Origin of the sequence: Amycolatopsis pithecellobii (assembly GCF_009707865.1) — a bacterium.
GTDB classification, from domain to species: domain Bacteria; phylum Actinomycetota; class Actinomycetes; order Mycobacteriales; family Pseudonocardiaceae; genus Amycolatopsis_E; species Amycolatopsis_E pithecellobii.
Genome location: NZ_WMBA01000007.1, coordinates 128908 through 153111 on the forward strand (window position 1 = coordinate 128908; position 24204 = coordinate 153111).

A 24204-nucleotide genomic window follows, 5' to 3' on the forward strand; every position below is an offset into this window, starting at 1 on the left:
CCGGCCCCGTCGCCGGCGTCCCGAGGAGGTCCGTGTTGGCTCACCGCGCGATCCTGCTGACCGGCGCCGGCGGTGTCGTCGGCGCCGCACTGCTGCCCCGGTTGTCGCGCCACCGGGTCATCTGCCTGGCCCACCGGAATCCGCCAGCGGCGGCGGAGAGCGTCACCGGCGACCTCACGCGCCCCGGACTGGGGCTCGACGCGGACACCCGGCGGGACCTGGCTCGCGCCGTCGACACGGTAGTCCACTGTGCCGCGGCGACGGACTTCACCACCGCGGCGACGGCGACGCGGGAGCTGAACGTGGGGGGCACCGGGCAGTTGTTGGAGTTCGCTGCCGACGCCGGCGCGGCGGTGCATTACGTCAGCAGCGCGTTCGTCGCCCGCAGCGACTCGATCCGGACCCAGGTCCACGACGCCGCGGCCGATCCGCAGCCGTACCTGGAGTCCAAACAGGACGCCGAGCAACTGGTCCGTGAGAGCGGGGTGCCGGGCACGATCCTGCGGCCCTCGGTGGTCATCGGCGACGCCGCCACCGGGGTGACCGCACGCTTCCAGAGCCTCTACGTGCTGGCCGCGTCGATCGTGCGGAACACGTTGCCGCTCCTGCCATTGCGGCCGGACGACACCGTGGATCTCGTCCCTAGGGACGCCCTCGCCGAAGCGGTGGCCGCCGTGGTCGAGCACGACGTCCGCGGCGAATACTGGATCACCGCCGGACAGGCGGCGCCGACCGCCCGCCGCGTGGTCGAGCTGACCGTCGACGCAAGCACCCGGGCCGGCCTCGACGTGCGCGCGCCCCGGCTGGTGGATCCGGAGATGGTCGACCGGCTGCTGCGACCGGCCTTCCTCGAGTATCTACCGCCGGCGACCCGCCGCCGGTTCGACGACCTGCTCGCGATGACCGCACTGGTCGCCGGCGCGGCAGCCTTCCCGGCGACGCTCGCCGAACTCCCGGGCTGCGCGCCCATCGAGGCATCGGCGCTCGAGTCCGCCTACAGCCGATCCATCGGCTACTTCATCCGCACGATGGGCTGGGCAGCTTCCAGGGGGAGCGCCGCATGACGGCAGCAGTCGATCGGCAGCACGTACTGGCGACGTATCGCAGGCACCTCAGCGTCGGCCGTGCTCGCCTGGCCGCTCTGACCGGCGGGGCGATGGAGATCCGCTCCGCCGGGAGCCGGGTCTACGACGCCGACGGTGTGGAGTACCTGGATTGCGGCGGCTACGGGGTTTTCCTCGTCGGGCACTGCCATCCGCGCGTCGTCGACGCGGTTGTCGCACAGATCCGCACACATCCGTTGTCGACGCGACTGCTGCTGGAACCCGCCGCCGCCACCGCCGCGGACGCGCTCGCCTCGGTGGCCCCGCCCGGTCTGGCGCGGGTTCACTTCGTGAACTCCGGCGCCGAAGCGACCGAGACCGCGATCAAGCTCGCCCGCCTGCACGGCAAAACCCGGCTCGTCTCGGCCGCGAACGGATTCCACGGCAAAACGGCGGGCGCGCTGAGCCTGACCGCGAGCAGCCTCTATCAGGACCCGTTCCGGCCGTTGCTGCCCGGCGTCACTCATGTGCCCTACGGTGATGCGGCCGCACTGGACGCGGTGCTGACGGAGGTGCCGGGGCAGGCGTGTGTGGTTGTCGAACCTGTGCAGGGCGAGGGCGGGGTGGTACTCCCGCCGCCCGGGTACCTGCGACAGGTCGCCCGGCTGTGCCGCACCCATGGCGCCCTCCTGGTGCTCGACGAGATCCAGACTGGTCTCGGCCGGCTTGGCCACTGGTGGGGCGCCGATCGCGACGGTGCGGTGCCGGACATGCTGCTGGCCGGGAAGAACCTCAGCGGGGGAGTGATCCCCGTCGCGGCCGTGCTGGCCACCGACGAGGTCTATGCCCCGCTCAACAAGGATCCGTTCCTGCACTCCTCGACCTTCGCCGCGGCGCCCGTGGCGATGGCGGCGGCCACGGCCACCGTCAGCACCATCGCCGACGAAGGTCTGGTGCCGCGCGCGGGTGAGCTGGGGCGGCGGTTGCTGCCGGAGCTACGCACCGTGTTGGACGAGCACGGCCCGGGGCTGGCCGTCGACGTGCGTGGCGCCGGACTGCTGATCGGGATCGAGTTACGCGACGAGTCGGTTGCCGGAGACTTCGTGCTCGAACTGATCAACCAGCGGGTGCTGGTCAACCACTCGCTCAACGCCCATCGCGTCATCCGGCTGACCCCGCCGGCGGTGTTCGGCGACGCCGACGTCGACTGGCTGCTGACCGCCTTCGCCACCGCCGCCCGCACCGTCGCCGCGCTTGCAGAGGAGCACCAGAGATGAGACGCATCAGGCTGGAAGCCCTTGTCCCGAAAGCAGATGCGGCTGTCGTGTTCGAGCGGATCCGCGATTTTCCCCGCTACGCCGACCACACCGACGCGGTCCGTGAGGTGCGAGTCGAGCGGATCGACGGGGACGTGCTGACTTCCACCTGGTCGGTCAACTTCCGCAACGGCCTGCTCTGCTGGCGCGAACGCGACCACATCGACGGCGACGCGATGCATATCGCCTTTGCCCAGATCGACGGGGATTTCGATCGTTTCGACGGTAGCTGGCAGCTCGCTCAGGTCGGCGAGGACGTCACGGTGGTCTTCGTGGCCGCGTTCGACCTGGGCATGCCCAGCCTCGCCGCCATCATCGATCCGATCGCGGAGCGCGCGCTGCGGGAGCACACGGAAGCCGTGCTGCGCGGACTGCTCGGCGAGGAGATCGTGTTCCGGCCCCACCGGCAACCAGAGGAGATCCGATCGTGACCACTGACGAGCAGATGCCCGCAGCACCGGCCCGGCCGGCCTTTCTGACCCAGTACGCTCCGACCCGCTTTCGGCGTGCCATCACGCCGTTCTCCCGCGTGCCCGTGACGGCTCGTATGGGTGAGAGCTGGCATGTCGCGGCCGAACGGGCCGGCTCCCGGCGCGTGCTCGTTGACCGGCCTGCCGACATCGACCTGGACGGCCCGACCGACCGGAGCTACGCCGAGTGGGCGGCAATGGTCGACCAGGCCGCGGGCTGGCTGCGCGAGGCCGGTGTGCGGCCGTGGGACCGGGTGGCGATCCTGAAGGCCAACCACCTGGACGTGGCCCTGCTGGGCTGCGCCGCGGCGCGGCTGGGCGCAATCCCCGCCATGCTCGCCTGGACGCACTCGCCCGAGGTCGCGCGGGCCCTGCTTTCCCGGCTGGAGAAGCCGTTCCTGGTCACCGACCGGACACAACTGACCGCCTGCCGGCTCGACGCGGCGACCTGCGCCACCCTGACCGCACGCACGATCTCCATCGACGCCAGTGAGGGCCGCCCCGACGTGGTCGCGCTGGACGACCTCCGCGGTGCCGCCGCGGCGCCGGTGCAGCTGCGGGCGGCCGAGGAACCCATGGTGATCACGCACACCTCCGGCACCACCGGCATCCCGAAGCTGGTCATGCACTCCGCGCAGACGATCCACTCGCTTGCGCTCGTCGAGGCCGAGCGGTGGCCGCTGCTCGCGCTGCGCGCCGCCGACACCATGGCCTACTGCGACCCGTTCTGCCACCAGCGGATGGCCACCGCGCTGGCCGCCATGGCGACCGCGACCCCGCGGATGCTGATGTTGTCGCAGCCCCAGTCACCCAGGCTGAAACAGCTACTCCTGGACAACCCGCCCACCGTGGTGGAAACCCTGCCCAACATCTACCTCGCCTGGGAAGGCCTCGCGCGCGACGACACGCGCCCGTTCCACAACGTCCGCGTGTACATCAACTCTTTCGACGCGATCCACACGCGGACGATCCGGACGTTCCTCGACGCCACGGACCGGCGCCTGCCCATCTGGGTGCAGTCATGGAGCCAGAGCGAAGCCGGGGCCATCGTCATCCGGCCCTACCTGCGCTCCTCCGTACGACGACGCGGCCACCGGCCGGCCCCCACTCAGCTGCTCGGCTGGCCCGTACCGTTCCTCAGCCGGATCCGCGCCGTCGACCCCGACACCGGCGCGAAGGTGCCCCGCGGCCACCTCGGACTGATCGAAATCGCCCAGCCCGGCCGGTCCCTGGCCTACGTCGGGGAACAGGAACGACACGACCTCAAACGCGACGGATGGTGGTGGAACACCGGCGACCTCGGCGTGATCAATCGCTTCGGCGCGGTCCGCTTGGTGGACCGGGAAATCGACCGGATCCCCGGCGCCAGCGCGCTCGAACTGGAAGACGTCCTGCTGGACCGGCTGCCCCGTACAACCGAGGTCGTCATCCTCGCCGTCGATGGAATGCCACCCGTCCCGGTCATCAGCACCGCGAACAACGACCCGCTCGAGGACGCTGAGTGGGCGACGGCAGTCGCCGACCTGCCGCCGCTGGCCAAACCCGTCCACCTGAGCTGGGCCGATTTCCCGCGTACGGCCACCTGGAAAATCCGCCGCATCGCACTGCGCGAACAGCTGTTCTCCGGCACCAGCGCCATCGGTGCCGGCCGCTGGACCTGACGGTCGCCGGTGCCGCAGGATCGTGCCCGGGGTGACCAACCGGTGTAGCCGTAGCCCCGTGGGCAGCAGTATATGAACGGGATCACATCGCGGTGAAATTGATTGGCCAGGCCAATGTGACAATGTGACAATGTGCCGATAAGGATATGTCGCCCATGCTTTCGGGGCATTTACGTGCAGCCGTTCAGGGCATTACGTGAGCCAACCGGCCGCTGGCTCTGCTCTTTTGGGCGCCGCTGGTCGGCCACGTGTTGAGCCTGAAATTTTTGGTTGGAAAATGGTGGCGTCTCGCCATCTGGTTATCAAGCCAACGTGGGCCGGCAAGAATCTCGGCCACCTCGCCGGCGACCTGTTGGCGTTGCTGCTGAACCGCCTTCAGGCGGTCCGTCAGCCGGGCGCGTGTTTCGCCGCGATCGTCGTGAGGGTGCCAGGCCCAGCCGTGCGGATGCCAGTCGTTCCGCCAGCTCACCGCCGAGCTCACCCCCATCGCCGGCCCCGACTTCACCCACCGGCTGAAACGCCACGTGGTACCGCAACGTGGCACTCTCCGACTCGACCACCCGGCCGGGCACCAACTTCAATTGCACCGCGAGACGCTCGAACTTCCCGCCGACGCCCAACAGATTGTCGTCTTCCACCCCGCGAACGAACAAACGACCCAAGCCGTCGACCAACTCCGCCGCGCCGAGCTTCGGACCCGACGGCTCGTTCATTCACCAGGCGAGGGTGGGTCTCACAGTACCTGTATCACCAAGGTCTCCCAGACGTCCAGGACGCCTGCCAACCTGTTTGAGTCGGCTCCCAGCTACACAGAGGAGAACAAAAGCGTCGACAACACGCGCGACCGTGTCAACACATGCTTCCACAACAAAAGGGACGAAGACAAATAGTGGACAACCAATTCACCACTCACACAGAACTTTTCGATCTGAGTGGGAAGTACGCACTTGTCACTGGCGGCACCAGGGGCATTGGGATGATGATAGCGCGCGGCCTTCTGCAGGCGGGCGCCCGCGTCGTTATCAGCTCACGCAAGGCGGACACGTGCGCGGAGGCACAGGATCTGCTGTCCGAATTCGGCGACGTTCAAGCAATTCCCGCCGACCTGTCCAGGCACGACGAGTGTCAGCGCCTCGCTGATCTTGTCAAGGCCGACTCGGAACGCCTGGACATCCTCGTCAACAACGCGGGAGCGATGTGGCGCGAGCCGCTGGAGACGTTCCCGGACGAGGCCTGGGACGAAGTGATCGACCTCAACCTCAAGTCGCCGTTCTGGCTGGTGCAGGCGCTGCTCCCGGCACTTCGCAGGGCGGGCACCGCCGATGATCCCGCACGGATCATCAACATCGGCAGTATCGCCGCCATCCACGTCGCCGCGTCGCCCAACTACTCGTACGCCAGCAGCAAAGCGGGTCTCCATCAACTCACCAGAGTGCTTGCCAGAGAGCTGGGCCCCGAGCACGTCACGGTGAACGCGGTCGCACCGGGACCGTTCCCGTCGCAGATGATGGCGTCCACGCTCGATGCCATCGGCGACCAAATCGCGGCGAAGGCCCCTCTGCGCCGGCTCGGCCGCGACGACGACATGGCAGGTGTCGCCGTGTTCCTCGCTAGCCAGGCCGCGTCTTACGTCACGGGCACCATCATCCCGGTCGACGGCGGCATCGCGACGACCGCAACAGGTACGTAAGCGTCGACGCGAGGCTTTGCCGGCAGCCGACGGACCCTGGCTGAGGAGGCGGGCGTGACCCGGGCGGGGTGCTGATCGTCGACGACACCGGCTTCCTCAAGAAGGGCAACAGGTCGGTGGGAGTCCGGCGCCAGTACTCCGCCATGGCACCCGCGCCGCGGTCGCCCCGGATACGGACGGGGTCGGCTGGGTGCGTAGCCGTCGGGGTACCGGCAGAACCTCCCTTCGTCCGCGGCCGGGTCCTATGGTGAAGGGGTGGCCATGATCGATCTGCGCACTGAGATCAAGGAGTTCCTGAGCTCGCGTCGCGCGCGGATCACGCCCGAGCGGGCCGGCCTGCCCGCTTACGGCGGCAACCGCCGGGTCAAAGGTCTGCGTCGCGAAGAGGTGGCTCTACTGGCGGGGGTATCGGTCGACTACTACGTGCGTATGGAGCGCGGCAGCCTCGCCGGTGCCTCCGATGGGGTGCTCGAGGCGTTGGCTTCTGCCTTGCAACTGGACGAGGCCGAGCGCGATCACCTGTTCCACCTTGCACGGCAGTCCCGGGCGCCGAGCGGTCCACGCCGCCGGCGGCCCGCTGTGGCGGTGCGTCCGTCCCTGCAGCAGGTGCTCGAGGCTATCTCCGATGCGCCGGCTTGGATTTGCAACGGACGTTATGACGTGCTGGCCATGAATCAACTTGCCCGTGCGCTGTATTCGCCGGTGCTGGCCGACCCGCGGCGGCCGGCGAACACCGCGCGGTTTGTGTATCTGAATCCCGAGGCGGCCAAAGCTTTCTTCGTCGACTATGACCGAATTGCCGGTGATGTGGCCGCGAAGCTACGGATGGAAGCCGGCCGCAATCCGCATGACGAGGAGCTGATTGCCCTCGTCGGCGAACTGTCAACGCGCAGTGAGCTGTTTCGGCAGCGGTGGGCATCTCAGGACGTTCGGCTGCACCGGTCCGGGCGCAAGCGTGTGCACCACCCGGTAGTGGGCGAGCTCGACCTGGACGTCGAGTCGATGGATCTGCCTGCCGAACCCGGCCTGATCCTGAACATTTACACCGCGCCCGCCGGCACGGCGACCGCGGACGGTCTAGCACTATTGGCGTCGTGGGCGGCTAGCCAGGCGCGGCTGGCGACCGAGATTCAAGCACTCAGCTGATATGCGGGCCGTCGAAAAGGACGGCATCCAGGACGTTCAGAGGCTGCTCATGACGATGTCAGGGCCGCTGGCCCTCCTCCCGAGCCTCCGTCGTTTGTTGCAAATATCGGTTTGCGTCGCCTTGCCCGAGTCGCGGGCCCGCAAACTCGCTCTGCCGCCAGTGGTTGTGGATCGTGAACCCGACCGGCTCAGCGTCGCAGAAGGTGGCCGATGTATCGGCGACGGTGCGAGCTCTGGAGGACGCGGGCGCCACGGTGATCAGCTCGCCCACACCGGGGCCGCACGAGTTTCGCGCGGTGCTCGCCGACCCCTGCGGCGATGCCTTCATCGTGTACGGCCCGCCATAAGGACCGGATCAGATCGCGTGGACAGTCGCCGGCGCTCCCTCGATGGGAGATGAGGCAGCTCGCGCGACTCGGACCATGGGTAAGTCGATGACGCGGCAGCCGGTCCTCAGGGATGCGATGACGGCGAGGGCGCCGAGGGTGCCGGTGAGTGGGTCGGCGATGGCGTCGCCGGCGAAGACCGGGCCGTCGTCGTCCCAGGCGAGCAGGCCGCCGCCGGCAGCGGCGTCGTCGCCGAAGGCGATCCGCTCGTGGTCGGGGCCGTGGCCCGTGATGCGCAGCCAGGCGCGAGGACGGCCGTCGGCCATGATCGTCGCGGCGTCCACTCCGAGTGCTCGTAGTGCGCGGGGGCGGCTTGCCTCGATCACCACGTCGGCGTCGGTGAGGGTGCGTCGGAGTTCGTCGCGGCCGGCCGGCGTGGTGAAGGCGATGGTGCGTCGCTCGTGGCCGGCGTGCAGGAGGTCGTAGAAGGCCGGCTCGGTGACGTCGGGTCGCTCCGCGGCCTCGACATCGATGACTTCGAGCCCGCACTCGTGCAGCAGGTGCGCGCAGAGCGGCCCGGCCCACAACGCACCGAGGTTGACCACCCGCGGACGGTGCCGGGCGACCCTGCCCGGCACCGTCCGTTGGAGCGTCCACGGCGAGCCGAACGTCTGCGGCACGGGCGGTACGACTGCGACGGCGAGGCCGAGCAAGACGCCCCGCTCGACGACCTCCGCGGTCGTCCGCTGCGCCGCCCATCGCATCACGTCTGCCCACGGGTCGGCGCCGGCGAGTTCGGTGAGTGCTGGCACGAGGTCGAGGTCGCTGTCACGGGGGAGGTTCAGCGCGAACCAGCCGTCTGCTGCCGGAACGAGCCGGGCCGCGCCGCCGGTGGAGATCGAGCCGTTACGGCGCAGGCCGAGCAGGGCCGCTCGTTGCCCCAGCCGCGACACTGTCTCGACCTCGCAGCCCACCAGCGCAGACAGGGCAAGCCCAGCGGCTCGGGCGAGGGTTGCGGGCACTCCTACCGGCCGTAGCGGCGGCCCGTCGGCGCGGCCACATAGTTCGGCGAGGCCGGAGTCGGTCCAGTCCTGATCCGTCGTCGTCAGGCTGCTGCTTTCGAGGTGTCCCTCGATGCGGCCGGCGTGCAGGCCAAGGGAATCGAGCAACTGCTGTGCCCGCGCCGCCGCCGGCCAACCGTCCATGCGTGCCATGATGGCACGGTGTCCGACCTCGACCTCGATCTCGACCTGGACGTCACCGGCCGGCCTGGGACACCGGTTGTCGTGATCGACACCGACCGCGGCTCACCGCTGGGTTCCGGCCTGGCGATCACCGTTGCCGTTGCCCGCGAAAAGCCGGTGCCGGTCGAGGTGGCCGATGTCGTCATCGCCGCGCCCGGCCTGTGCGCCGGCGCTGTGGAGACCGAGGATCCCGATGCCGAAGCGGCGTTGTTGGTCCGGGCCATCGACGCCTCTCCGATCGCTTCGTTGACGCTCGCCTGGCTGCTGCGAGCGCCGGCCGGCCCGACAACGGCCGCACTGGCCGCCGAATCGGCCGCGTACTCCACGCTGCTCGGCGGCACCGACTTCCGCGCCTGGCTGGCCGACCGCCCCACACCACGCCCCAGCGACGATGGCGACCGAGTCCGGCTCGAGCGCATCAGCAACCCGCAGGGTGACGTCCTGCGAATCACGCTCACTCGCGCCGCACGCCGCAACGCGGTAGACCGGCGGCTACGCGCCGAGCTCGTCGACGCACTACAGGTCGCGGCACACGACCCGTACCTCCTGGTCGAGATCGACGCCGAAGGTCCCGCGTTCAGCGCCGGCGGTGATCTCGACGAGTTCGGCACCGCGACCGACCTCGCGCTCGCCCACATCATCCGCACGGGCGCCGGCGCCGGACGCCTGCTGGACGAGCTTCGCGATCGGGTCACTGTCCACCTGCACGGCACCTGCATCGGCGCAGGCATCGAACTGCCCGCCTTTGCCGGCCGGGTCACCGCGACACCGGACACCACCTTCGGACTGCCCGAGGTCTCGATGGGCCTGATCCCCGGCGCCGGTGGCACCGTCAGCATCCCCCGCCGCATCGGCCGCGGCCGCACGCTGTGGTGGGCCATCACGGGAAGTCGCCTGGACGCAGCGACCGCGCTGCGCTGGGGGCTCGTCGATGAGTTCCGCTGACACCCACCTGATCCGCAACGCACTGCTCGACGGGCACCGCACCGACTGCCGCATCACCGGCACCACGATCACCGCTCTCGGCGACTCCCTCGAGCCGCGCGAGGACGAGACGGTCCTCGACGCGCACGGCGCCACCCTGCTGCCCGGCCTGGCCGACCACCACCTCCACCTGTTCGCCACCGCGGCCGCCGCCGCATCGCTCAACCTCGACGGTGCTACGACGCTTCCACCTCCCGACCCCGGCACCACCGGCTGGGTCAGAGCCATCGGTGCCGGCACCGAACTACGCCGCACCGACCTCGACGCCGCATGGCCCCACCGTCCCGCCCGGGTGCAACACCGCAGCGGCGCGCTGTGGACGCTCAACACCGCCGCCGTCGATCTGCTCAGCGCCGGGCTGAGCCCGGACGAACGCCGCACCGGCCAACTGTGGCGCGCCGACACCCGACTACGTGCGCTGCTCGACAACGCCGGCGCCCGCGCCGCAGTCGACCTCGCCGCCCTCGGCTGTCGCCTGGCCTCCTACGGGATTACCCACGTCACCGACGCGACACCCGACCTCGACGCCGCCGCGCTCCAGACCCTTTCGGCCGGTATCCCGCAACATCTGCTCTCGTTATCGGCCGCCGGCACCGGACCACGTAAGATCGTCCTGCCGGACCACCAGTACCCGCACCCGGACGACCTCGCGCGTCGCATCGACGCGTCGCACGCCACCGGACGACCGGTCGCCGTGCACGTCGTCAGCTCCGCCACTCTCGCGATCGCGATCGCCGCCCTGGACACCGTCGGCGTCCTGCCCGGCGACCGGATCGAACACGCGGCAGTCTGCGACAACTCCGCGGCCGACCGGCTCGCCGAACTCGGCATCGTCGTCGTCACCCAACCCTCGGTCTATGCCCGCCACGCGGCGACCTTCGAGCGCGACAGCGATCCCACCGACCGGCCCTGGCTGTGGCGCTACGAAGAACTACTCAGCCGAGGTGTCCGCGTCATCGCCAGCAGCGACGCGCCCTACGGCGACCCCAACCCCTGGTTCACCATCCGATATGCGAGCCAACGAGAACCATCGCTGACACCCGTCACCGTCCTCGGTTCGTACCTCACCGAACCCACCGACCCGGCCGGACCACCTCGCACCATCACCGTCGGCGCCCCCGCCGACCTCTGCCTGCACACCACCGACACCAGCACGGGCACCGTGACCGTCACCGCCACGTTTGCCGCAGGTATCCGGGTCCACTAAGACGCATCTCGCTGGTCCCACCTTGTGGTAGGCAGACGATCTCAACTGTACTAAGCTGTCGACGTAAGTACGGATGGTGGTATCGTCCACGGCGCCGCTGTCAATGGCGACACGGGATGGAGGCGTTTTTGGCAACATATGTGCTTGTGCATGGCGGCGGACATGGCGGCTGGTGCTGGGGTCGCGTCGCAAAGCAGTTGCGCGCGGCGGGCCACGAGGTTTACACGCCGACTTTGACCGGACTGGGCGAGCGCGCGCATCTGGTCAGCGCCGCAACAAATCTCGACACGCATATCGATGACGTCGTCGGCGTGCTGCAATTCGAAGACATCACCAACGCAATTCTCGTTGGCCATTCCTATGCCGGCATGGTGATCACCGGCGCCGCCGACCGCGCGCTGACGCGGGTCGGCCATTTGGTTTTTCTGGAGGCCTGCCGGCCACGCAACGGCGAGTCCCTCTACGACACCGGGCCCGACGTTATCGACTGGGCCAGATCCTCGTCGCGCATCGTGAACGGTGTCGAGCTGGTGTTGTGGCCGAGCGAAGAGGTCGTCAAGGCGTTCGGCATTACCGCGCCCGACGAAGTGGCCTGGACGCTGGAGCGGCTGACGCCGCATCCGTGGAAAACCATGGAGCAGGCCTTGCGCATGGCGAATGAGGAGGCCGTGCGGAAACTTCCGTACACCAATATCAACGCCCCTGGGATGGTGATGGAAGGGCGTACACCAGAATCGCGACGGCGCGCGTTGGAGGGTGAGCGTGTTTGGGAGATCGATGCCGGTCACGACCTTATGCTCACCTCTCCGGAAAAGACAGCCGAATTGCTGTTGCAGCTCGCCGATCCAGCGGACGAAAGGTAACTAAAGCATGTCCAATATCGGGGTGTTGCTCGATATGGTGGCCCGGCACGCCCCAGACCGCGTCGTAGTGGGGAGGATGGCCGACGGTCTCACGGCGCGGCGGCTTTCGACGATGGCGGACGGCGGAGCTCGCTTGCTGGCGCATGAAGACGCGCGGGCACTCATCTATCTCGGGACCAACGGGCCCGCCTTCACCGCCGCGCTTTTTGCCGCCGCACGGGCGGGAGTTCCGTTGGTGCCCTTGAACTACCGGTTGAGCAAGAGCCAGCTGAGTCGTCTGATAGCGGAGCACGTGGGAGCAATCGCCATCGCGGACCCCGAGTTCGTTGATGCGCTTGGGGCGACGTGTTCTCACGTGTACAGCCAAGAATCCTGGTTGCAGACGATCGAGTCGTACCCCGGTGATGAGGCGCCGGACGCGAGCGGCGATGTCGCCGTCGTCATCTATACGAGCGGCTCCACGTCGGCGCCCAAGGGCGTTCTTCTCCGGCACTCGAATCTCTTCAGCTACGTGGTGGGGACTGTCCAATTCGGCGCTGAGGATCTCGGTGAGTGCAGCCTCGTCAGCGTCCCGCCCTACCACATCGCCGCCGTGGCCAACGCCATCACCAACCTGTACGCCGGCAGGCGGTACCTCGTCCTCCAGCGGTTCGACCCGGAGGACTGGCTGGAGACGACGCGGCGGGAGCAGGTAACTCACGCGATGGTGGTCCCCACCATGCTGGCTCGCATCCTCGAGGCGGCGGACTCCTCGGTTCCGACGCTCCGATCAGTCGCGTACGGGGGAGCCCAGATGCCGCTGTCGCTGATCACGACTGCCCTCAAGGCATGGCCCCACGTGGACTTCTCGAATGCCTATGGCTTGACCGAGACCAGTTCGACCATTTCCGTCCTGGGTCCTCAAGACCACCGTCTTGCCCTGGATGCGACAGAGGCAACCGTCCGAGCACGATTGGGATCCGTAGGCCGGCCGCTTCCCGGCGTCGAGGTCATCATCAGGAAGGCCGACGGCGAACTCGCCGGTCCGAATGAGCCAGGGCGGATACTGGTACGCGGCCCCCAGGTGTCCGGTGAATACGCCGGGGCGGCTGCGCTGCTCGATGCGGATGGCTTCTTCGACACCAGGGACGAGGGATACCTGGACGACGAGGGATATCTCTTCGTCCTCGGGCGACGGGACGACACGATCATTCGCGGTGCGGAGAACTTGTCACCGTTCGAGATCGAAGAGGTGCTGTTGACCCATCCGAGCGTGCGGGATGTCGTGGTGGTCGGGGTACCCGATGTCGAATGGGGTCAGCGCATCGAAGCCGTTGTGGTGCCGGAGCCCGGCGAGTCCGTGGAACCTGAACTGCTCCGAAGCTTCGTGCGAACCGAGTTACGAAGTTCCAAGACCCCTGATCGAATTCACGTCTGGGAAACGCTCCCGCGGACGGAAGTCGGAAAGTTGTCGCGCCGAGAGATCGCCGCTCAGTTGAAGGCACCGGGAGCCTGACCCTCGACCTGCTTTACCAGCACCGGGTCGACCCGAATGTGCCCATCGAGGACATCACCAGACAGTACTATGGACAGTACCAAAGTATCACCATGTAAGGGGGACCGATGCCTGCCTCTCGTCTATTGCCCTCCGATGACGCGCTCGAACTGATCAAGTTGACGCGCGAGTTGGTGGCCAAGGAGCTTCAGCCACAAGCCGCACAGGCTGAGGCCGAAGCATCTTTCCCGCGCGAGCTGTTCCGCACCCTCGGGCGTGCCGGCCTACTTGGCCTGCCGTATCCGGAGGAGTACGGCGGCGCTGGACTGAGCTACGAGGTCTATCTGCAGGTGATCGAGGAGATCGCGTACGGCTGGGCATCGATGGGCGTGGGCGTCAGCGTGCACACCCTGAGCTGCTTCGGCCTTGCCACTGCCGGCACCGAGGAACAGCGTCAGAAGTGGCTGCCTGACATGCTTGGCGGCGAACTGCTCGGCGCCTACTGTCTCTCCGAGCCGCACGCAGGCTCCGACCCCGCCGCGATGACCACCAAAGCCGTCCTCGACGGCGACCACTACGTGATCAACGGCGCCAAGGCGTGGACCACTCACGGCGGCAAAGCCGACTTCTACAAGGTCATGGCCCGGACCTCGGCGAACCGCAATGGCATCTCCTGTTTCCTCGTGCCCGCCGACACGCCCGGCCTCTCCGCGGACGCACCCGAGCGGAAGATGGGGCTGATGGGATCAGCCACGGCGACAATGCGATTCGACGACGTGCGCGTCCCGGTCGAACGCCGACTCGGTGCCGAGGGAGACGGCCTCAAAATCGCGCTGGCCGGCCTGGATGCCGGGCGCCTTGGCATCGCCGCTGTCGCCACTGGCCTGGCGCAGGCCGCTCTCGACACGGCGATCGCCTACGCTCAGGAGCGCGAGACCTTCGGCAGGAAGATCATCGACCACCAAGGGCTCGCCTTCCTTCTGGCTGACATGGAGGCGGCCGTCCAGGCCTCACGTGCCACCTATCTGGCCGCCGCCCGACTCAAGGACGCTGGACAGGCCTACTCCCGCGTAGCCAGCGTCGCCAAGCTGACCGCGACCGACAACGCCATGAAGGTCACTACCGACGCCGTGCAGGTGCTCGGCGGTTACGGCTACACCCGTGACTTCCCCGTTGAACGATTCATGCGCGAGGCAAAAGTGATGCAAATCTTCGAAGGCACCAACCAGATTCAGCGCGTGGTCATCAGTCGAGACCTCACGAAGAGCACCGCCGGCATTCTGACCATCGTCCCCCAGAACTAAGTGTGGTGTCCGGTGGGTTGGGAGCGCGAGAGGTCAGTCGTCCGCTCCCAGGGCAAGGCGTGGGATCTCAGCGGCAAACGCGGCATGCACCGGCCGAAACACACCAGCCTCTAGGCCTTCAGCGATGAGCTGTCGGATCCGGTAAACGTCAGCCGCGGGCCCGAAATTGGCCATGTCATCCATGAACTCGCGCGACAGCGGACGGAGTCGCTCCGAGACAGCGGCTAGGTATTCAGCGACCACGACGCCCGGAAGGGACATGGGTTCGCATGCTCGAAGTGGTCATGCAAGGACTGTCAGTGGTATCAGACGTGCTCCTGACCTTGGAAACGAGGACGGAGTCATGCCGATCCAGGAATCCATCGACCGGTCACCGTTCCTGGTGGTGACCCGGGCCAGGCCGTCCCGCGCCCCGCTGACGAAAAGTGTCAACTCTTGACCTGCTTGTAGGTCGCCCAGCCCGCCTAGTCTGGGATCAGTGCGCTTTTAGTGCGCATAAGTGTTGACACTTGAGGTAGTGTCCGTGGTGAACAGCGAGCCGGAGGCGGTCCATGAGAACAACGATGTCGGAACAGCCGCTCAGTGTTGTCACCATTCTCGAGCGGGCCGAACGGCACCACGGCCACAAGGTGATCACCACGGCCGTCGGGTCGGCGAGGGAGCGGATCGGTTACGCGGGCTGGGCCGGCCGGGTTCGCCGGGTCGTGTCGGTGCTGGATGGTCTGGGTGTCAGTGCTGGGGGCCGGGTGGCGACGTTCGGATCGAGCACCGCCCGCCACCTCGAGGTGTATTACGCCGCACCGTGCTCGGGCCGGGTCATCCATGCGCTCAACCCGCGGCTGGAAGCCGACGAGCTGTCGTATCTGATGAACCATTCTTCGGACGAGGTTGTCTTCGCCGACCGCGCTCTGCTGCCTCGCCTGGTTCCGGCGCTGGCAACGGCGTCCAGCGTCAAGCACCTGGTGCTCTTCGACGGGGCCGAGCCTGGCGATCCGGAGATCGGCGACCTGGGTTGGATCGATGTCCACGGATACGACTCCCTGGTGGACTCGGCTCCCACCGGTGAACTGTCCATAGTGGACGAACGGAATGCGGCGGCAGTCTGCTACACCAGTGGCACCACGGGAAACCCGAAGGCCGTGGTGTACAGCCATCGGTCGATCGTCCTGCAGCAGATGTCGCTGATGGCACGGGACTCGATCGGGATCGGCGAGGACGACGTGGTGATGCCCGTCGTTCCCATGTTCCACGCCAACACTTGGGGGCTGGTCCATGCCCCGCTCGCGACCGGTGCCGCACTCGTCCTGCCGGGCGCCGACCTGTCCGGTCCGGCACTGGCCGAGTTGATCGTCCAGGAGAGAGTGACGGTCACCGCCGGCGTGCCGACCATCTGGACCGCGGTGCTGCCGAACCTGTCCGGCCGGGACGCCTCGTCGCTGCGGGTCGTGATGACCGGTGGCGCCCCGGTTCCGACAGCGCTCAGTGAGGGCTACCGGCGGACCACGGGCGTTGCGCTCACCAACGCTTGGGGGATGACCGAGACCTCCGCGAGCGGGCCGGTGAGCACGCTGCGCCGCGAAGAGCGGACTCGCTCCGAGCAGGAGCAGGCACGGCTGCGCACCTCGGCGGGGCGCACGACGTTCGGCATCGACGCTCGCATCGCCGACGACGCCGGGAAAGTGCTCCCCTGGGACGGAAAGAGCACCGGCGAGCTGCAGTGCCGGGGCCCCTGGGTGACGACCGGGTACTACAACGATCCGCGGGGCCGCGACGGGTTCACCGCCGATGGCTGGCTCCGCACGGGCGATGTGGCCACCATTGACCCGGACGGGCGGGTCTGGCTCGTGGACCGCGCCAAAGACATGATCAAGTCCGGTGGCGAATGGATCGGGTCGGCCGAGATCGAAAACGAGCTCCTCACCCACCCGCAGATCTCGGAGGCCGCGGTCATCGGCGTCGCGTCGGCCACCTGGTCGGAGCGGCCACTGGCGTGTGTCGTGCTCAAACCCGGGGCCACCGCGGACGCCGACGAACTGAGCAGTTTCCTCGGCGAGTCGCTGCCGAAATGGAAGATCCCGGACCGCATCGTTTTCGTCGACGAAATTCCCAGAACCAATGTCGGCAAATATTCGAAGCGCGAGCTGCGCGAGATGTTCGCCGGAGTGGTTCTGCCGTGACCACATGCATTCGAACCCCACGGAAGGTGACCCATGGCTGACCCGACAGATCTGCTTTCGCCCACGCTGTTGTCCGGAAAGACCGCGTTTGTCACCGGCGGTGGCAGCGGCATCAACCTGGGAATCGCCGCCACGTTCGCGCGGCTCGGCGCCGCGGTCGCGATCTGCGGACGGTCGCAGGAACGTCTCGACGGGGCCGCCGAAAAACTACGGGCGCTCGGGGCGAAAGTGTGTGCCGTGGCCGCCGACGTTCGCGACCCCGCCGCCGTGACCGACGCGTTCGCCAGGAGCGCCGACGAGCTGGGACCGGCGTCGGTCGTGGTCTCCGGGGCCGCCGGCAACTTCGTCGCGCCGGCCGAGAAGATCAGCCCGAACGGCTTCCGCACCGTGGTCGATATCGACCTGCTCGGCAGCTGGCACACCGCCAGTGCCGCGTTTCAGCAGCTGCGCGAAACCCGGGGCACGCTGCTGTTCATCTCGGCCGCGCAGGCGTCCGTGCCTTTCGCCTACCAGGCGCACGTCGGTGCCGCGAAGGCCGGTGTCGACCACCTGATGCGAAACCTCGCCCTGGAGTGGAGCCGCTACGGCATCCGCTGCAACTCCATCGCCCCCGGACCGATCGCCGACACCGAAGGGATGCGCCGCCTCGAACAGGCCGCCGACAAGGACACCTGGCTCAAGATGATCCCCCTCGGCCGCTACGGCGCCGCCGAGGAGATCGGCGTGATGGCCTCGGTGCTCGCCTCACCCCTCGGCGGTTTCGTCACCGGCGCCCACATCGTCGTCGACGGCGGACAAGGACTCATGGGCTCCTCCACCTTCAACGACGCCGTCGCGGCAACGCTCAACGCTTCGCCGCGCTGACGCCGATGCCCGACCAATCCTGCCGCTTCAGCTGGTCCAACAAGGCGGTCTCCGCCCGGCCCGCCGCACGGCGCAAGCCCGCGATCACCGGCTCCGACAGGGCCGGGCGGAGCGGGCGAGTCAGGTGTTCGAAACCGTCGGGGATCGCGGAGGACGGCGCGATGGTGACGCCGAGGCCTTCCGAAGCGAGCCGCACCGCGGTCGAGATCTGCGAGGCCCGGCCGACCGTCCGCGGGGCGAGACCGTGGTCGGCGAGCAGGCGCGCCAGGTACTCGTCGAGCTTGCTGGTGCGGCGGAAGCGCACCCACCCTTCGGCCGCGAGATCTTCGAGGATGAGCGACTTGCGCCGGCGAAGAAGTGGGTGGCCTTGCGGTAGCACGGCAACGTACGACTCCTTGCCCAGCGGATGGATGTCGAAGGTGCATCCCGGCGGGATCTCGTGCACCAGGAGCAGGTCGAGCGTGCCCTGCCGCGCGAGCCGTTCCATGTCCGTGGGGTCGGGTTCCTCGTGAATGGTGACCTGCAGATGGGGATGACGGCGGCGCAGCTCGCCGAGCGCGCGCGGAAGCTGGCGGGCCCCGAGTCCCATGTGGACGGCGATGATCAGCTCGCCCGTCAGGTCGCCGTCGGCGGCGCGGGCCGCGATGAACGCGCGCCGGGAGGCGGTGGCGGCAACCTCTGCCTCCACCAGGAAGGCCCGCCCGGCCACGGTCGGCGTCATGCCCTGCGGGGTCCGCGTGAACAGGCGCACCCCGACCTGCTTTTCCAAGGTGCCGATCTGCTGGGACAGCGACGGCTGCGTCAATCCCAGCCGCTCGGCCGCCGCCGTGATGCTGCCCTCCTCGGCCACAGTCAGCGCGTACTCGTACTGCCGCAGGTTCATCCGGAGCCGCCTCGCCACATAGAAGTGTTCTATGTGGATCATAGTAGCCAACTCTTTGCGCCTATGCCTGGCGATGCGTAGCTTGTGGACTGCAAGTGCCAGTTCACGCCGGGAAAAAGGAGAAAGAATGCGTCTCGCCGACAAGGTAGCTCTGGTCACGGGTGGCGGAGCGGGCCTCGGCCTGGCGATAGCCGAGAGATTCGCAGCCGAAGGCGCCCACGTCTACATCACGGGCCGCCGGAAGGAAGTTCTCGACGACGCAACGGCTTCCATCGAGGGCCGGGTCACGGCGGTCGCCGCGGACTCCACGTCGTCGAGTGATCTCGACGGCCTGGCCGAGACCATCAGAAGGGAAAGCGGGCGTCTCGATGTGCTCGTCGCGAATGCGGGCATGATCGAGCGGGCGGATTTCGGCGAGGTGACCGAGGATCATTTCGACCGTACGTTCGATATCAATGCGCGCGGCACGATGTTCACCGTCCAGACGGCGCTGCCACTCATGCCGGCCGGCGGCTCGATCATCCTGGTGGGCTCGATCCAGGGGTTCAAGGGACTCCCCGGGTCCACCACCTACAGCGCGGCGAAGGCGGCCGTGCGCTCCTACGCGCGTGTGTGGGCGGCCGAGTTCGGCGGCCGGGGGCTGCGGGTCAACGTGCTGACCCCCGGCCCGTTCGACACAGCCATCATCGACGGGCAGGCTGAGTACTTCGGGCAGGACCCGGCAGCGCTGCGCGCCCAGATGGCCACGCACGTTCCCATGGGCCGCCTCGGACGCCCTGAGGAGCTCGCCGGCGCGGCACTGTTCCTAGCCTCGGATGACAGCAGTTTCATGACCGGTGCAGAGCTCTGCATAGATGGCGGTATGGCTCAGGTGTAGCCGCCGCCGGCAACCAGCGATTTCGGAGGAACACATGCGACGCGTGGTCTGCGAGGCGTTCGGCGATCCCCTTGCCCTGCGGGTGGTGGAGGAGCCGACACCGTGGCCGGGGCCCGGTGAGGTGCTCATCGAGCCGGCGGCCGTCAGCGCCAGCTTCGTGGACGGGCTCGTCGTTCGCGGCGCCTACCAGGTCCGGCCGCCGTTGCCGTTCACGCCGGGCACCTGCGTGGCCGGGCGGGTGGCCGCGGTGGGCGACGGCGTCGAGACCCCGCCCGTCGGGACCACGGTGGCGGCGGTGCTCAGCCATTTCGGCGGCTACACCTCCCACATCGTGGTGCCTGCCGAGGTCGCCGTCCCGGTGCCCGGCGCCGTGTCCGTCGATGTCGCCGCGGCCATGGAGAGCTACCTGACACTGGCCTTCGCGACCACGCATCGCATCACGATCGAGGCAGGCGACCACGTCGTCGTCCTCGGCGCGAGCGGGGGCATCGGGTCAGCCGCGGTCGATACGGCACGCAGTCTCGGCGCCCACGTCATCGCGGTGGCCTCGACTGAGGACAAACGCGCCGCGGCCAAGGAGACCGGGGCCGACGTGGTCCTCGGCTACGACAATCTCAAGGACGACATCCGCACCGCCACCGACGGCGGCGCGGATGTGGTCATCGACCCGGTCGGCGGGCCGGCGGCGGAAAGCGCGCTCCGTGCGCTGGCGCCGGGCGGACGCTTCTGCGTGCTCGGCTTCGCGTCCGGCGACATCCCGCGGTTGCCGTCCAACATCGTCTTGCTGCGCAACCGTTCCGTCATCGGCATCGACTGGGGACACTGGTCACGCGAAGCCGGGGGAACCCCCGGCAACGCGAAGCTGCTCGCCGATGTCCTCGCCAACGTGGCGCGTGGCCGGCTGCATCCCGGACAGCCCTCGACCGCGCCACTCACCGACGCCGGCCGGGTGCTCCAGCTGTTCGGCGAACGCCGCGCGGTCGGCAGGTACGTGCTGCATCCCTGATCCGGCAAGTGGCCGCGAAGATCGACGAACCGTCGTCTCGACCTTCGCGGCCAGGGAATCAGCTCCGAAGGCCGCCTGACGCGGTGAGGCGTTCACCGGTGACCCACCCGGCGTCGTCGGAGGCGAAGAACACCGCGACCTTCGCCAGGTCTTCCGGCTGGCCCAGGCGCCCCAGCGGCGTGTTCTCGATCATCACTTTCTCGGCGTCGCTTCCGATGAAGTCCACAGCACGGATGCCCTCGGTCTCCACGGCGCCCGGCGCGAGAGTGTTGACCCTGATCCCGCGCGGGCCGAGCTCGGCTGCCAGCACCCGGGTGAGAGCGTCGACAGCGCCCTTGGTGGCGGCGTAGACGGACATCCCGGGGAACGCGCGAGCGCTGTCGAGCGACCCGACATTGATGATCGAACCGCCGTCGGGCCCGAAATGCTTGAGCGCCTCCTGGATCGTGAGGATGGGCCCGAGCACGTTGACCGACAGCTGGTGCGAAATGTGTTCCTGCGTCGCGGCTTCGATCGGCTCCGTATGCCACACCCCGGCGTTGTTGACCACGACGTCCAGCCGGCCGTAGGTGCGCACGGCCTCGTCGAAAACGCGTTCGACATCCCCGGAAACGGAGACGTCACCCTGCGCCGCGACCGCTGTCCCTCCACCGTCGCGGATGTCACTGACCACCTTCTGCGCCCTCACGGCGTCAGAGGCGTAGTTCACCACCACCGAGGCCCCGGCGGCGGCGAACTCTTTCGCGATGCCTGCCCCGATTCCCTTGGCAGCGCCGGTCACGAGCGCGACCTTTCCTTGCAACCTGTTCGAAGTGCTACCAGTCATGACTTCCGTTTCTCTCGTCCCGGCACCGGAACGTGCCCGGTGCCGCGAGAGCGAGAGTAGATATTCGAAGGCATAGGCGCAAAGTGACTCTGTTTATGTTCCACATAGGCAGAACCTATGCAGCACCTACAGCGACCAGCCTCCGTCGACGAGCTGCGCTGTCCCGGTGATGAACGAGCTTTCGTCACTCGCGAGGAACACGGCGAGGGCCGCCACTTCGCCGGTTTCGCCCAGCCGCCCCATCGGATGAGTGTCCGTCAGCTGCTGCAGTGCCTCCTCCGCCGAGGAGCCGCCAGCTTCGGCAAAGGCGCCGGACTCGAGCCGGGCCAGCAGCGAAGGGGAGAGGATCGGCCCGGGCGCGATGCAGTTGCACCGGATGTTCTGTCGCACGAAATCCAAGGCGATCGCCCGGGTCAGCGCCGCGATGGCGCCCTTCGTCGCCGTGTAGGCGTACCTGTTGACGCCGCCCCGGGCCAGCCCGTGGGTGGAGGCCACGTTGATGATCGACCCGCCCCCCGATTCGAGCATGCCGGGCAGGAACGCCCGCACGGTCCGGTGCACGGACTTCGCGTTCACCGCGAAGGACATGTCCCAGTCGTCGTCCGAGCAGTCCAGGACCGAACCGTGGTGCACGATGGCAGCGACGTTGAACAGCACGTCCACCGGCCCCACGGACCCGGCGATTTCCTTGATGGCGTTGGGGTTCGTGACGTCGAGAACCGCTGTGGTCACGCCATCGAGGCCGTCGAGCCCGGCCAGCGCCTCCGCGTCGACGTCGGTGGCGATCACGGTGGCGCCCTCCCGGGCGAACGCTTCGGCCGATGCGCGACCGATGCCGAGCGCCGCCCCGGTGATGAACGCCTTCTTGCCTTGCAGTCGTCGACTCACGTGTGCTTACCCTCGGTTCTCGTCGATGCCGGCGTCAGTGTGCTTCGCTTGCGGGCGCCCAGGTTCGCGCACGGGCGGCGAGCCAGTCCGTCGCCGCGGCGAACCAGACGTCCGAGTTGAGCTGCAGGTTCAGGTCGTGGCCCGAGTCGCGGAGCACGAACACCTCGAGCTGCGCTTCCGGCGCGTAGTACTTGGCCTCGGCGGCGCGCACCGACTCCGCGGTGGAACAGTCGACCGCGTCGGGTCCACACCAGACGATGTCGTGGTCACCGACGGCCACGAGGGTAGGCACGGCGACGCCGCGGGTTGTGTCGTCGGTCTGCCACCGTTCCAGGTGGGCCATCTCGCTGAACGACACCGTCTCCTTCAACTCCTCGTCGAGCGCGATGACAGCGGGATCGGCATTCTCGGCCAGGTAGAGCATCTCCGCGCGGGTACCGGGTTTGCTGGTCTTGTATCCGTCGTCGAGGTGCGCGAACTTCGGCTCCTGCGAAGCCGCGTACGCGGCGATGTTCCCGCCCATCGCGGCGGCGCCGGCCGGGCTGGTGGTGTGCAGGGCGGACGTGAGGATCAGGGCGTCGACATCGCCGTGGACCGCGGCCGCGCGGGACGCCACGAGCGTTCCGTAGGAGTGGCCGGCGAGGACGACCCGCTCGAAGGGCCGGCCGAGGCTCCCGTCGCGCAGCGCGGTCACGAGCTGGTGGATCACGAAGGCGTTGGAGTCCAGGTCGACCCGCGTGCTGTGCGGTCGCGTACTGCGCCCGTTTCCGATGCGGTCGACGTTCAGCGTCGCGTACCCCCGGGAAACCATGTGGTCGACGTAGGAATAGCGCTCCGGCTGGTACGGGAAGTCCCAGTAGGTGCCGTTGTAGATTGCTCCGTGCAGGAGAACCTGGACGACGGTGGGTGCGCCATCGGCCGGCACGCACAGTTCGGCGTAGACCTCGTGTTCCGTTGGTTCTCCCGGCGCCAGGCTCACCGGAATGTGCAGTTCTCGCATTTCGATGCCGAGTTCTTGCTTGTGTCCCAGGTCCGGCGTCGCCATGTGAACTCCCGAATAGTCGGCCGAATCATTTACCATTTCAGTGAAACCCCGCCGTCGACGACGAGGTCCGCGCCCGTGATGTAGCGGGCTTCGTCGCTGGCGAGGAATACGGCTGCCCAGGCGATGTCCCAGCCCGTGCCCCCCAGTCCCAAAGGCACCTCGGCCGCACGCGTCCGCCACATCTGTTCGGTATCGCCGGAGTAGAGACCGTTTTCGCGGGCGACTTTTTCGATGAGCGGGGTCTGCATCATGCCCGGGAGAATCGCGTTGACGCGGATTCCCAGCGGAGCGACCTCCACGGCGGTGGTCCTGGTCAGGTGCAGCACGGCCGCTTTCGACGCGTAATACGCGGAATAAGGCATGCCCATGTAGCGAATTCCGGAGATCGACGCGATATTCACGATCGCGCCGCTGTGCTGCTGGGCCATGACCGGAATCACGTGCTTCATCGTGAGGAAAGCGGACTTGACGTTCACGCTCATGACCCGGTCCCACACGGACTCGTCGAGATCCTGCACCGAACCGAACTCGGCGATGCCGACGTTGTTGTGCAGGATGTCGATGGTGCCGGTCGCCCGCTCGCATTCGGCGACCACGCGAGCGACGTCCTCGGCTTTGGTCGCATCCGCGGCCGCGGCGTAGGCCTTGATGCCTTCCGCGCGGGCGAGGGACGCCGTCTCCTCGGCGGCGTCGCGGTTCACGTCCACGCAGAACACCGCGGCGCCCTCACGTGCGAAAGCGACCGCTGCCGCCTTGCCGTTGCCCCAGCCCGGACCTACCGAGCCCGCTCCGAAGACCAGTGCGGCCTTGCCTGCCAGACGTTCCGCCATTGGAACTCCCTCCGAGCCGCGTACGCGGCGCCTCGATCGGGGGAGGCTATCACGGTCGACGAATTAGTGTCAGCACTTTT

At 68.0% G+C, this 24204-nt stretch carries 24 protein-coding genes and 1 pseudogene; 18 read left to right on the top strand and 7 right to left on the bottom strand.

Annotated features, from left to right (window positions below; genetic code table 11):
* Window positions 1-32: 32 nt before the first annotated feature.
* The 4 genes from GKO32_RS07205 to GKO32_RS07220 are packed head-to-tail and all read left to right on the top strand — an operon-like array spanning window position 33 to window position 4490.
* Window positions 33-1064 (top strand): SDR family oxidoreductase, encoded by a 1032-nt coding sequence (locus tag GKO32_RS07205; RefSeq protein WP_154755996.1) that lies wholly within the window; start codon window positions 33-35, stop codon window positions 1062-1064.
* The gene (locus tag GKO32_RS07210) at window positions 1061-2320 is read left to right on the top strand and encodes an aspartate aminotransferase family protein (protein ID WP_154755997.1); all 1260 of its coding nucleotides are present in this window, start codon (window positions 1061-1063) and stop codon (window positions 2318-2320) included. The genes GKO32_RS07205 and GKO32_RS07210 overlap by 4 nt, the downstream gene beginning before the upstream one ends.
* Window positions 2317-2790 carry a type II toxin-antitoxin system RatA family toxin gene (locus GKO32_RS07215; RefSeq protein ID WP_154755998.1) on the top strand — a complete coding sequence of 158 codons (474 nt, stop codon included), beginning with the start codon at window positions 2317-2319 and terminating at the stop codon, window positions 2788-2790. The genes GKO32_RS07210 and GKO32_RS07215 overlap by 4 nt, the downstream gene beginning before the upstream one ends.
* Entirely contained in the window at window positions 2787-4490 is a 1704-nt protein-coding gene (locus GKO32_RS07220) for an AMP-binding protein (RefSeq protein ID WP_208024298.1), read from the top strand. Before GKO32_RS07215 ends, GKO32_RS07220 begins: the two co-directional genes overlap by 4 nt.
* 184 nt (window positions 4491-4674) lie before the next feature.
* Here GKO32_RS07220 and GKO32_RS07225 read toward each other — a convergent pair whose 3' ends face one another.
* Window positions 4675-4959, bottom strand: coding sequence for a hypothetical protein (locus GKO32_RS07225; RefSeq protein WP_154755999.1), 285 nt, complete (start codon window positions 4957-4959; stop codon window positions 4675-4677).
* A gap of 43 nt (window positions 4960-5002) precedes the next feature.
* On the opposite strand from GKO32_RS07225, the gene GKO32_RS37925 reads away from it, so the two are divergent.
* The 5 genes and pseudogenes from GKO32_RS37925 to GKO32_RS07245 all read left to right on the top strand — a co-directional run bounded on the left by GKO32_RS37925 (window position 5003) and on the right by GKO32_RS07245 (window position 7673).
* Window positions 5003-5380 carry an MmyB family transcriptional regulator gene (locus tag GKO32_RS37925; protein ID WP_246243291.1) on the top strand — a complete coding sequence of 126 codons (378 nt, stop codon included), beginning with the start codon at window positions 5003-5005 and terminating at the stop codon, window positions 5378-5380.
* Window positions 5347-6180: an SDR family oxidoreductase gene (locus GKO32_RS07230; protein WP_154756000.1), complete on the top strand. Its 834-nt coding sequence runs from the start codon at window positions 5347-5349 to the stop codon at window positions 6178-6180. The genes GKO32_RS37925 and GKO32_RS07230 overlap by 34 nt, the downstream gene beginning before the upstream one ends.
* A 56-nt stretch (window positions 6181-6236) precedes the next feature.
* Window positions 6237-6329 (top strand): annotated as a pseudogene (locus tag GKO32_RS07235) (transposase); the annotation flags it as partial.
* Between the two features lie 106 nt (window positions 6330-6435).
* Window positions 6436-7326, top strand: a complete 891-nt coding sequence (locus tag GKO32_RS07240; protein ID WP_312867617.1) for a helix-turn-helix transcriptional regulator — start codon at window positions 6436-6438, stop codon at window positions 7324-7326.
* A 203-nt stretch (window positions 7327-7529) separates the two neighbouring features.
* On the top strand, window positions 7530-7673 hold the full coding sequence (locus tag GKO32_RS07245; protein WP_154756002.1) for a VOC family protein: 144 nt from the start codon (window positions 7530-7532) through the stop codon (window positions 7671-7673).
* 8 nt (window positions 7674-7681) lie between these two features.
* Here GKO32_RS07245 and GKO32_RS07250 read toward each other — a convergent pair whose 3' ends face one another.
* Window positions 7682-8866 (bottom strand): CoA transferase, encoded by a 1185-nt coding sequence (locus GKO32_RS07250; protein ID WP_154756003.1) that lies wholly within the window; start codon window positions 8864-8866, stop codon window positions 7682-7684.
* Window positions 8867-8875: 9 nt separating this feature from the next.
* On the opposite strand from GKO32_RS07250, the gene GKO32_RS07255 reads away from it, so the two are divergent.
* The 7 genes from GKO32_RS07255 (at window position 8876) to GKO32_RS07285 (ending at window position 17769) form a co-directional block, all read left to right on the top strand.
* The gene (locus GKO32_RS07255; protein ID WP_312867618.1) at window positions 8876-9841 is read left to right on the top strand and encodes an enoyl-CoA hydratase/isomerase family protein; all 966 of its coding nucleotides are present in this window, start codon (window positions 8876-8878) and stop codon (window positions 9839-9841) included.
* Window positions 9828-11087 carry an amidohydrolase family protein gene (locus tag GKO32_RS07260; RefSeq protein ID WP_154756004.1) on the top strand — a complete coding sequence of 420 codons (1260 nt, stop codon included), beginning with the start codon at window positions 9828-9830 and terminating at the stop codon, window positions 11085-11087. Before GKO32_RS07255 ends, GKO32_RS07260 begins: the two co-directional genes overlap by 14 nt.
* A 116-nt stretch (window positions 11088-11203) precedes the next feature.
* Window positions 11204-11950, top strand: coding sequence for an alpha/beta fold hydrolase (locus GKO32_RS07265; RefSeq protein WP_208024299.1), 747 nt, complete (start codon window positions 11204-11206; stop codon window positions 11948-11950).
* Window positions 11951-11957: 7 nt separating this feature from the next.
* Window positions 11958-13445 (top strand): class I adenylate-forming enzyme family protein, encoded by a 1488-nt coding sequence (locus GKO32_RS07270; RefSeq protein WP_154756005.1) that lies wholly within the window; start codon window positions 11958-11960, stop codon window positions 13443-13445.
* A gap of 107 nt (window positions 13446-13552) precedes the next feature.
* Window positions 13553-14728 carry an acyl-CoA dehydrogenase family protein gene (locus tag GKO32_RS07275; protein ID WP_154756006.1) on the top strand — a complete coding sequence of 392 codons (1176 nt, stop codon included), beginning with the start codon at window positions 13553-13555 and terminating at the stop codon, window positions 14726-14728.
* 563 nt (window positions 14729-15291) lie between these two features.
* Entirely contained in the window at window positions 15292-16905 is a 1614-nt protein-coding gene (locus tag GKO32_RS07280) for a long-chain-fatty-acid--CoA ligase (protein WP_246243268.1), read from the top strand.
* A gap of 33 nt (window positions 16906-16938) precedes the next feature.
* Complete coding sequence (locus GKO32_RS07285; RefSeq protein WP_154756008.1) at window positions 16939-17769, top strand: SDR family oxidoreductase; 831 nt, start codon at window positions 16939-16941, stop codon at window positions 17767-17769.
* On the opposite strand, the gene GKO32_RS07290 is transcribed toward GKO32_RS07285, so the two are convergent.
* On the bottom strand, window positions 17750-18694 hold the full coding sequence (locus GKO32_RS07290) for a LysR family transcriptional regulator (RefSeq protein ID WP_246243269.1): 945 nt from the start codon (window positions 18692-18694) through the stop codon (window positions 17750-17752). The genes GKO32_RS07285 and GKO32_RS07290 overlap by 20 nt on opposite strands.
* A gap of 85 nt (window positions 18695-18779) precedes the next feature.
* Between GKO32_RS07290 and GKO32_RS07295 the strand changes: the two genes are divergently transcribed.
* Both GKO32_RS07295 and GKO32_RS07300 read left to right on the top strand, forming a co-directional pair.
* Window positions 18780-19529 carry an SDR family NAD(P)-dependent oxidoreductase gene (locus tag GKO32_RS07295; RefSeq protein ID WP_154756009.1) on the top strand — a complete coding sequence of 250 codons (750 nt, stop codon included), beginning with the start codon at window positions 18780-18782 and terminating at the stop codon, window positions 19527-19529.
* A gap of 34 nt (window positions 19530-19563) precedes the next feature.
* Entirely contained in the window at window positions 19564-20535 is a 972-nt protein-coding gene (locus GKO32_RS07300; protein ID WP_154756010.1) for an NADPH:quinone oxidoreductase family protein, read from the top strand.
* A gap of 58 nt (window positions 20536-20593) precedes the next feature.
* Here the strand turns inward: GKO32_RS07300 and GKO32_RS07305 are convergent, their stop codons facing one another.
* From GKO32_RS07305 to GKO32_RS07320, 4 genes are all read right to left on the bottom strand, one after another.
* Window positions 20594-21361: an SDR family NAD(P)-dependent oxidoreductase gene (locus GKO32_RS07305; protein ID WP_154756011.1), complete on the bottom strand. Its 768-nt coding sequence runs from the start codon at window positions 21359-21361 to the stop codon at window positions 20594-20596.
* 126 nt (window positions 21362-21487) lie between these two features.
* A complete protein-coding gene (locus GKO32_RS07310; RefSeq protein ID WP_208024300.1) occupies window positions 21488-22249 on the bottom strand; it encodes an SDR family oxidoreductase in 762 nt (253 codons plus the stop codon).
* Window positions 22250-22283: 34 nt separating this feature from the next.
* Window positions 22284-23294 (bottom strand): alpha/beta hydrolase, encoded by a 1011-nt coding sequence (locus GKO32_RS07315; protein ID WP_166459420.1) that lies wholly within the window; start codon window positions 23292-23294, stop codon window positions 22284-22286.
* Between the two features lie 29 nt (window positions 23295-23323).
* Window positions 23324-24124, bottom strand: a complete 801-nt coding sequence (locus tag GKO32_RS07320; protein WP_154756013.1) for an SDR family NAD(P)-dependent oxidoreductase — start codon at window positions 24122-24124, stop codon at window positions 23324-23326.
* Window positions 24125-24204 lie beyond the last annotated feature (80 nt).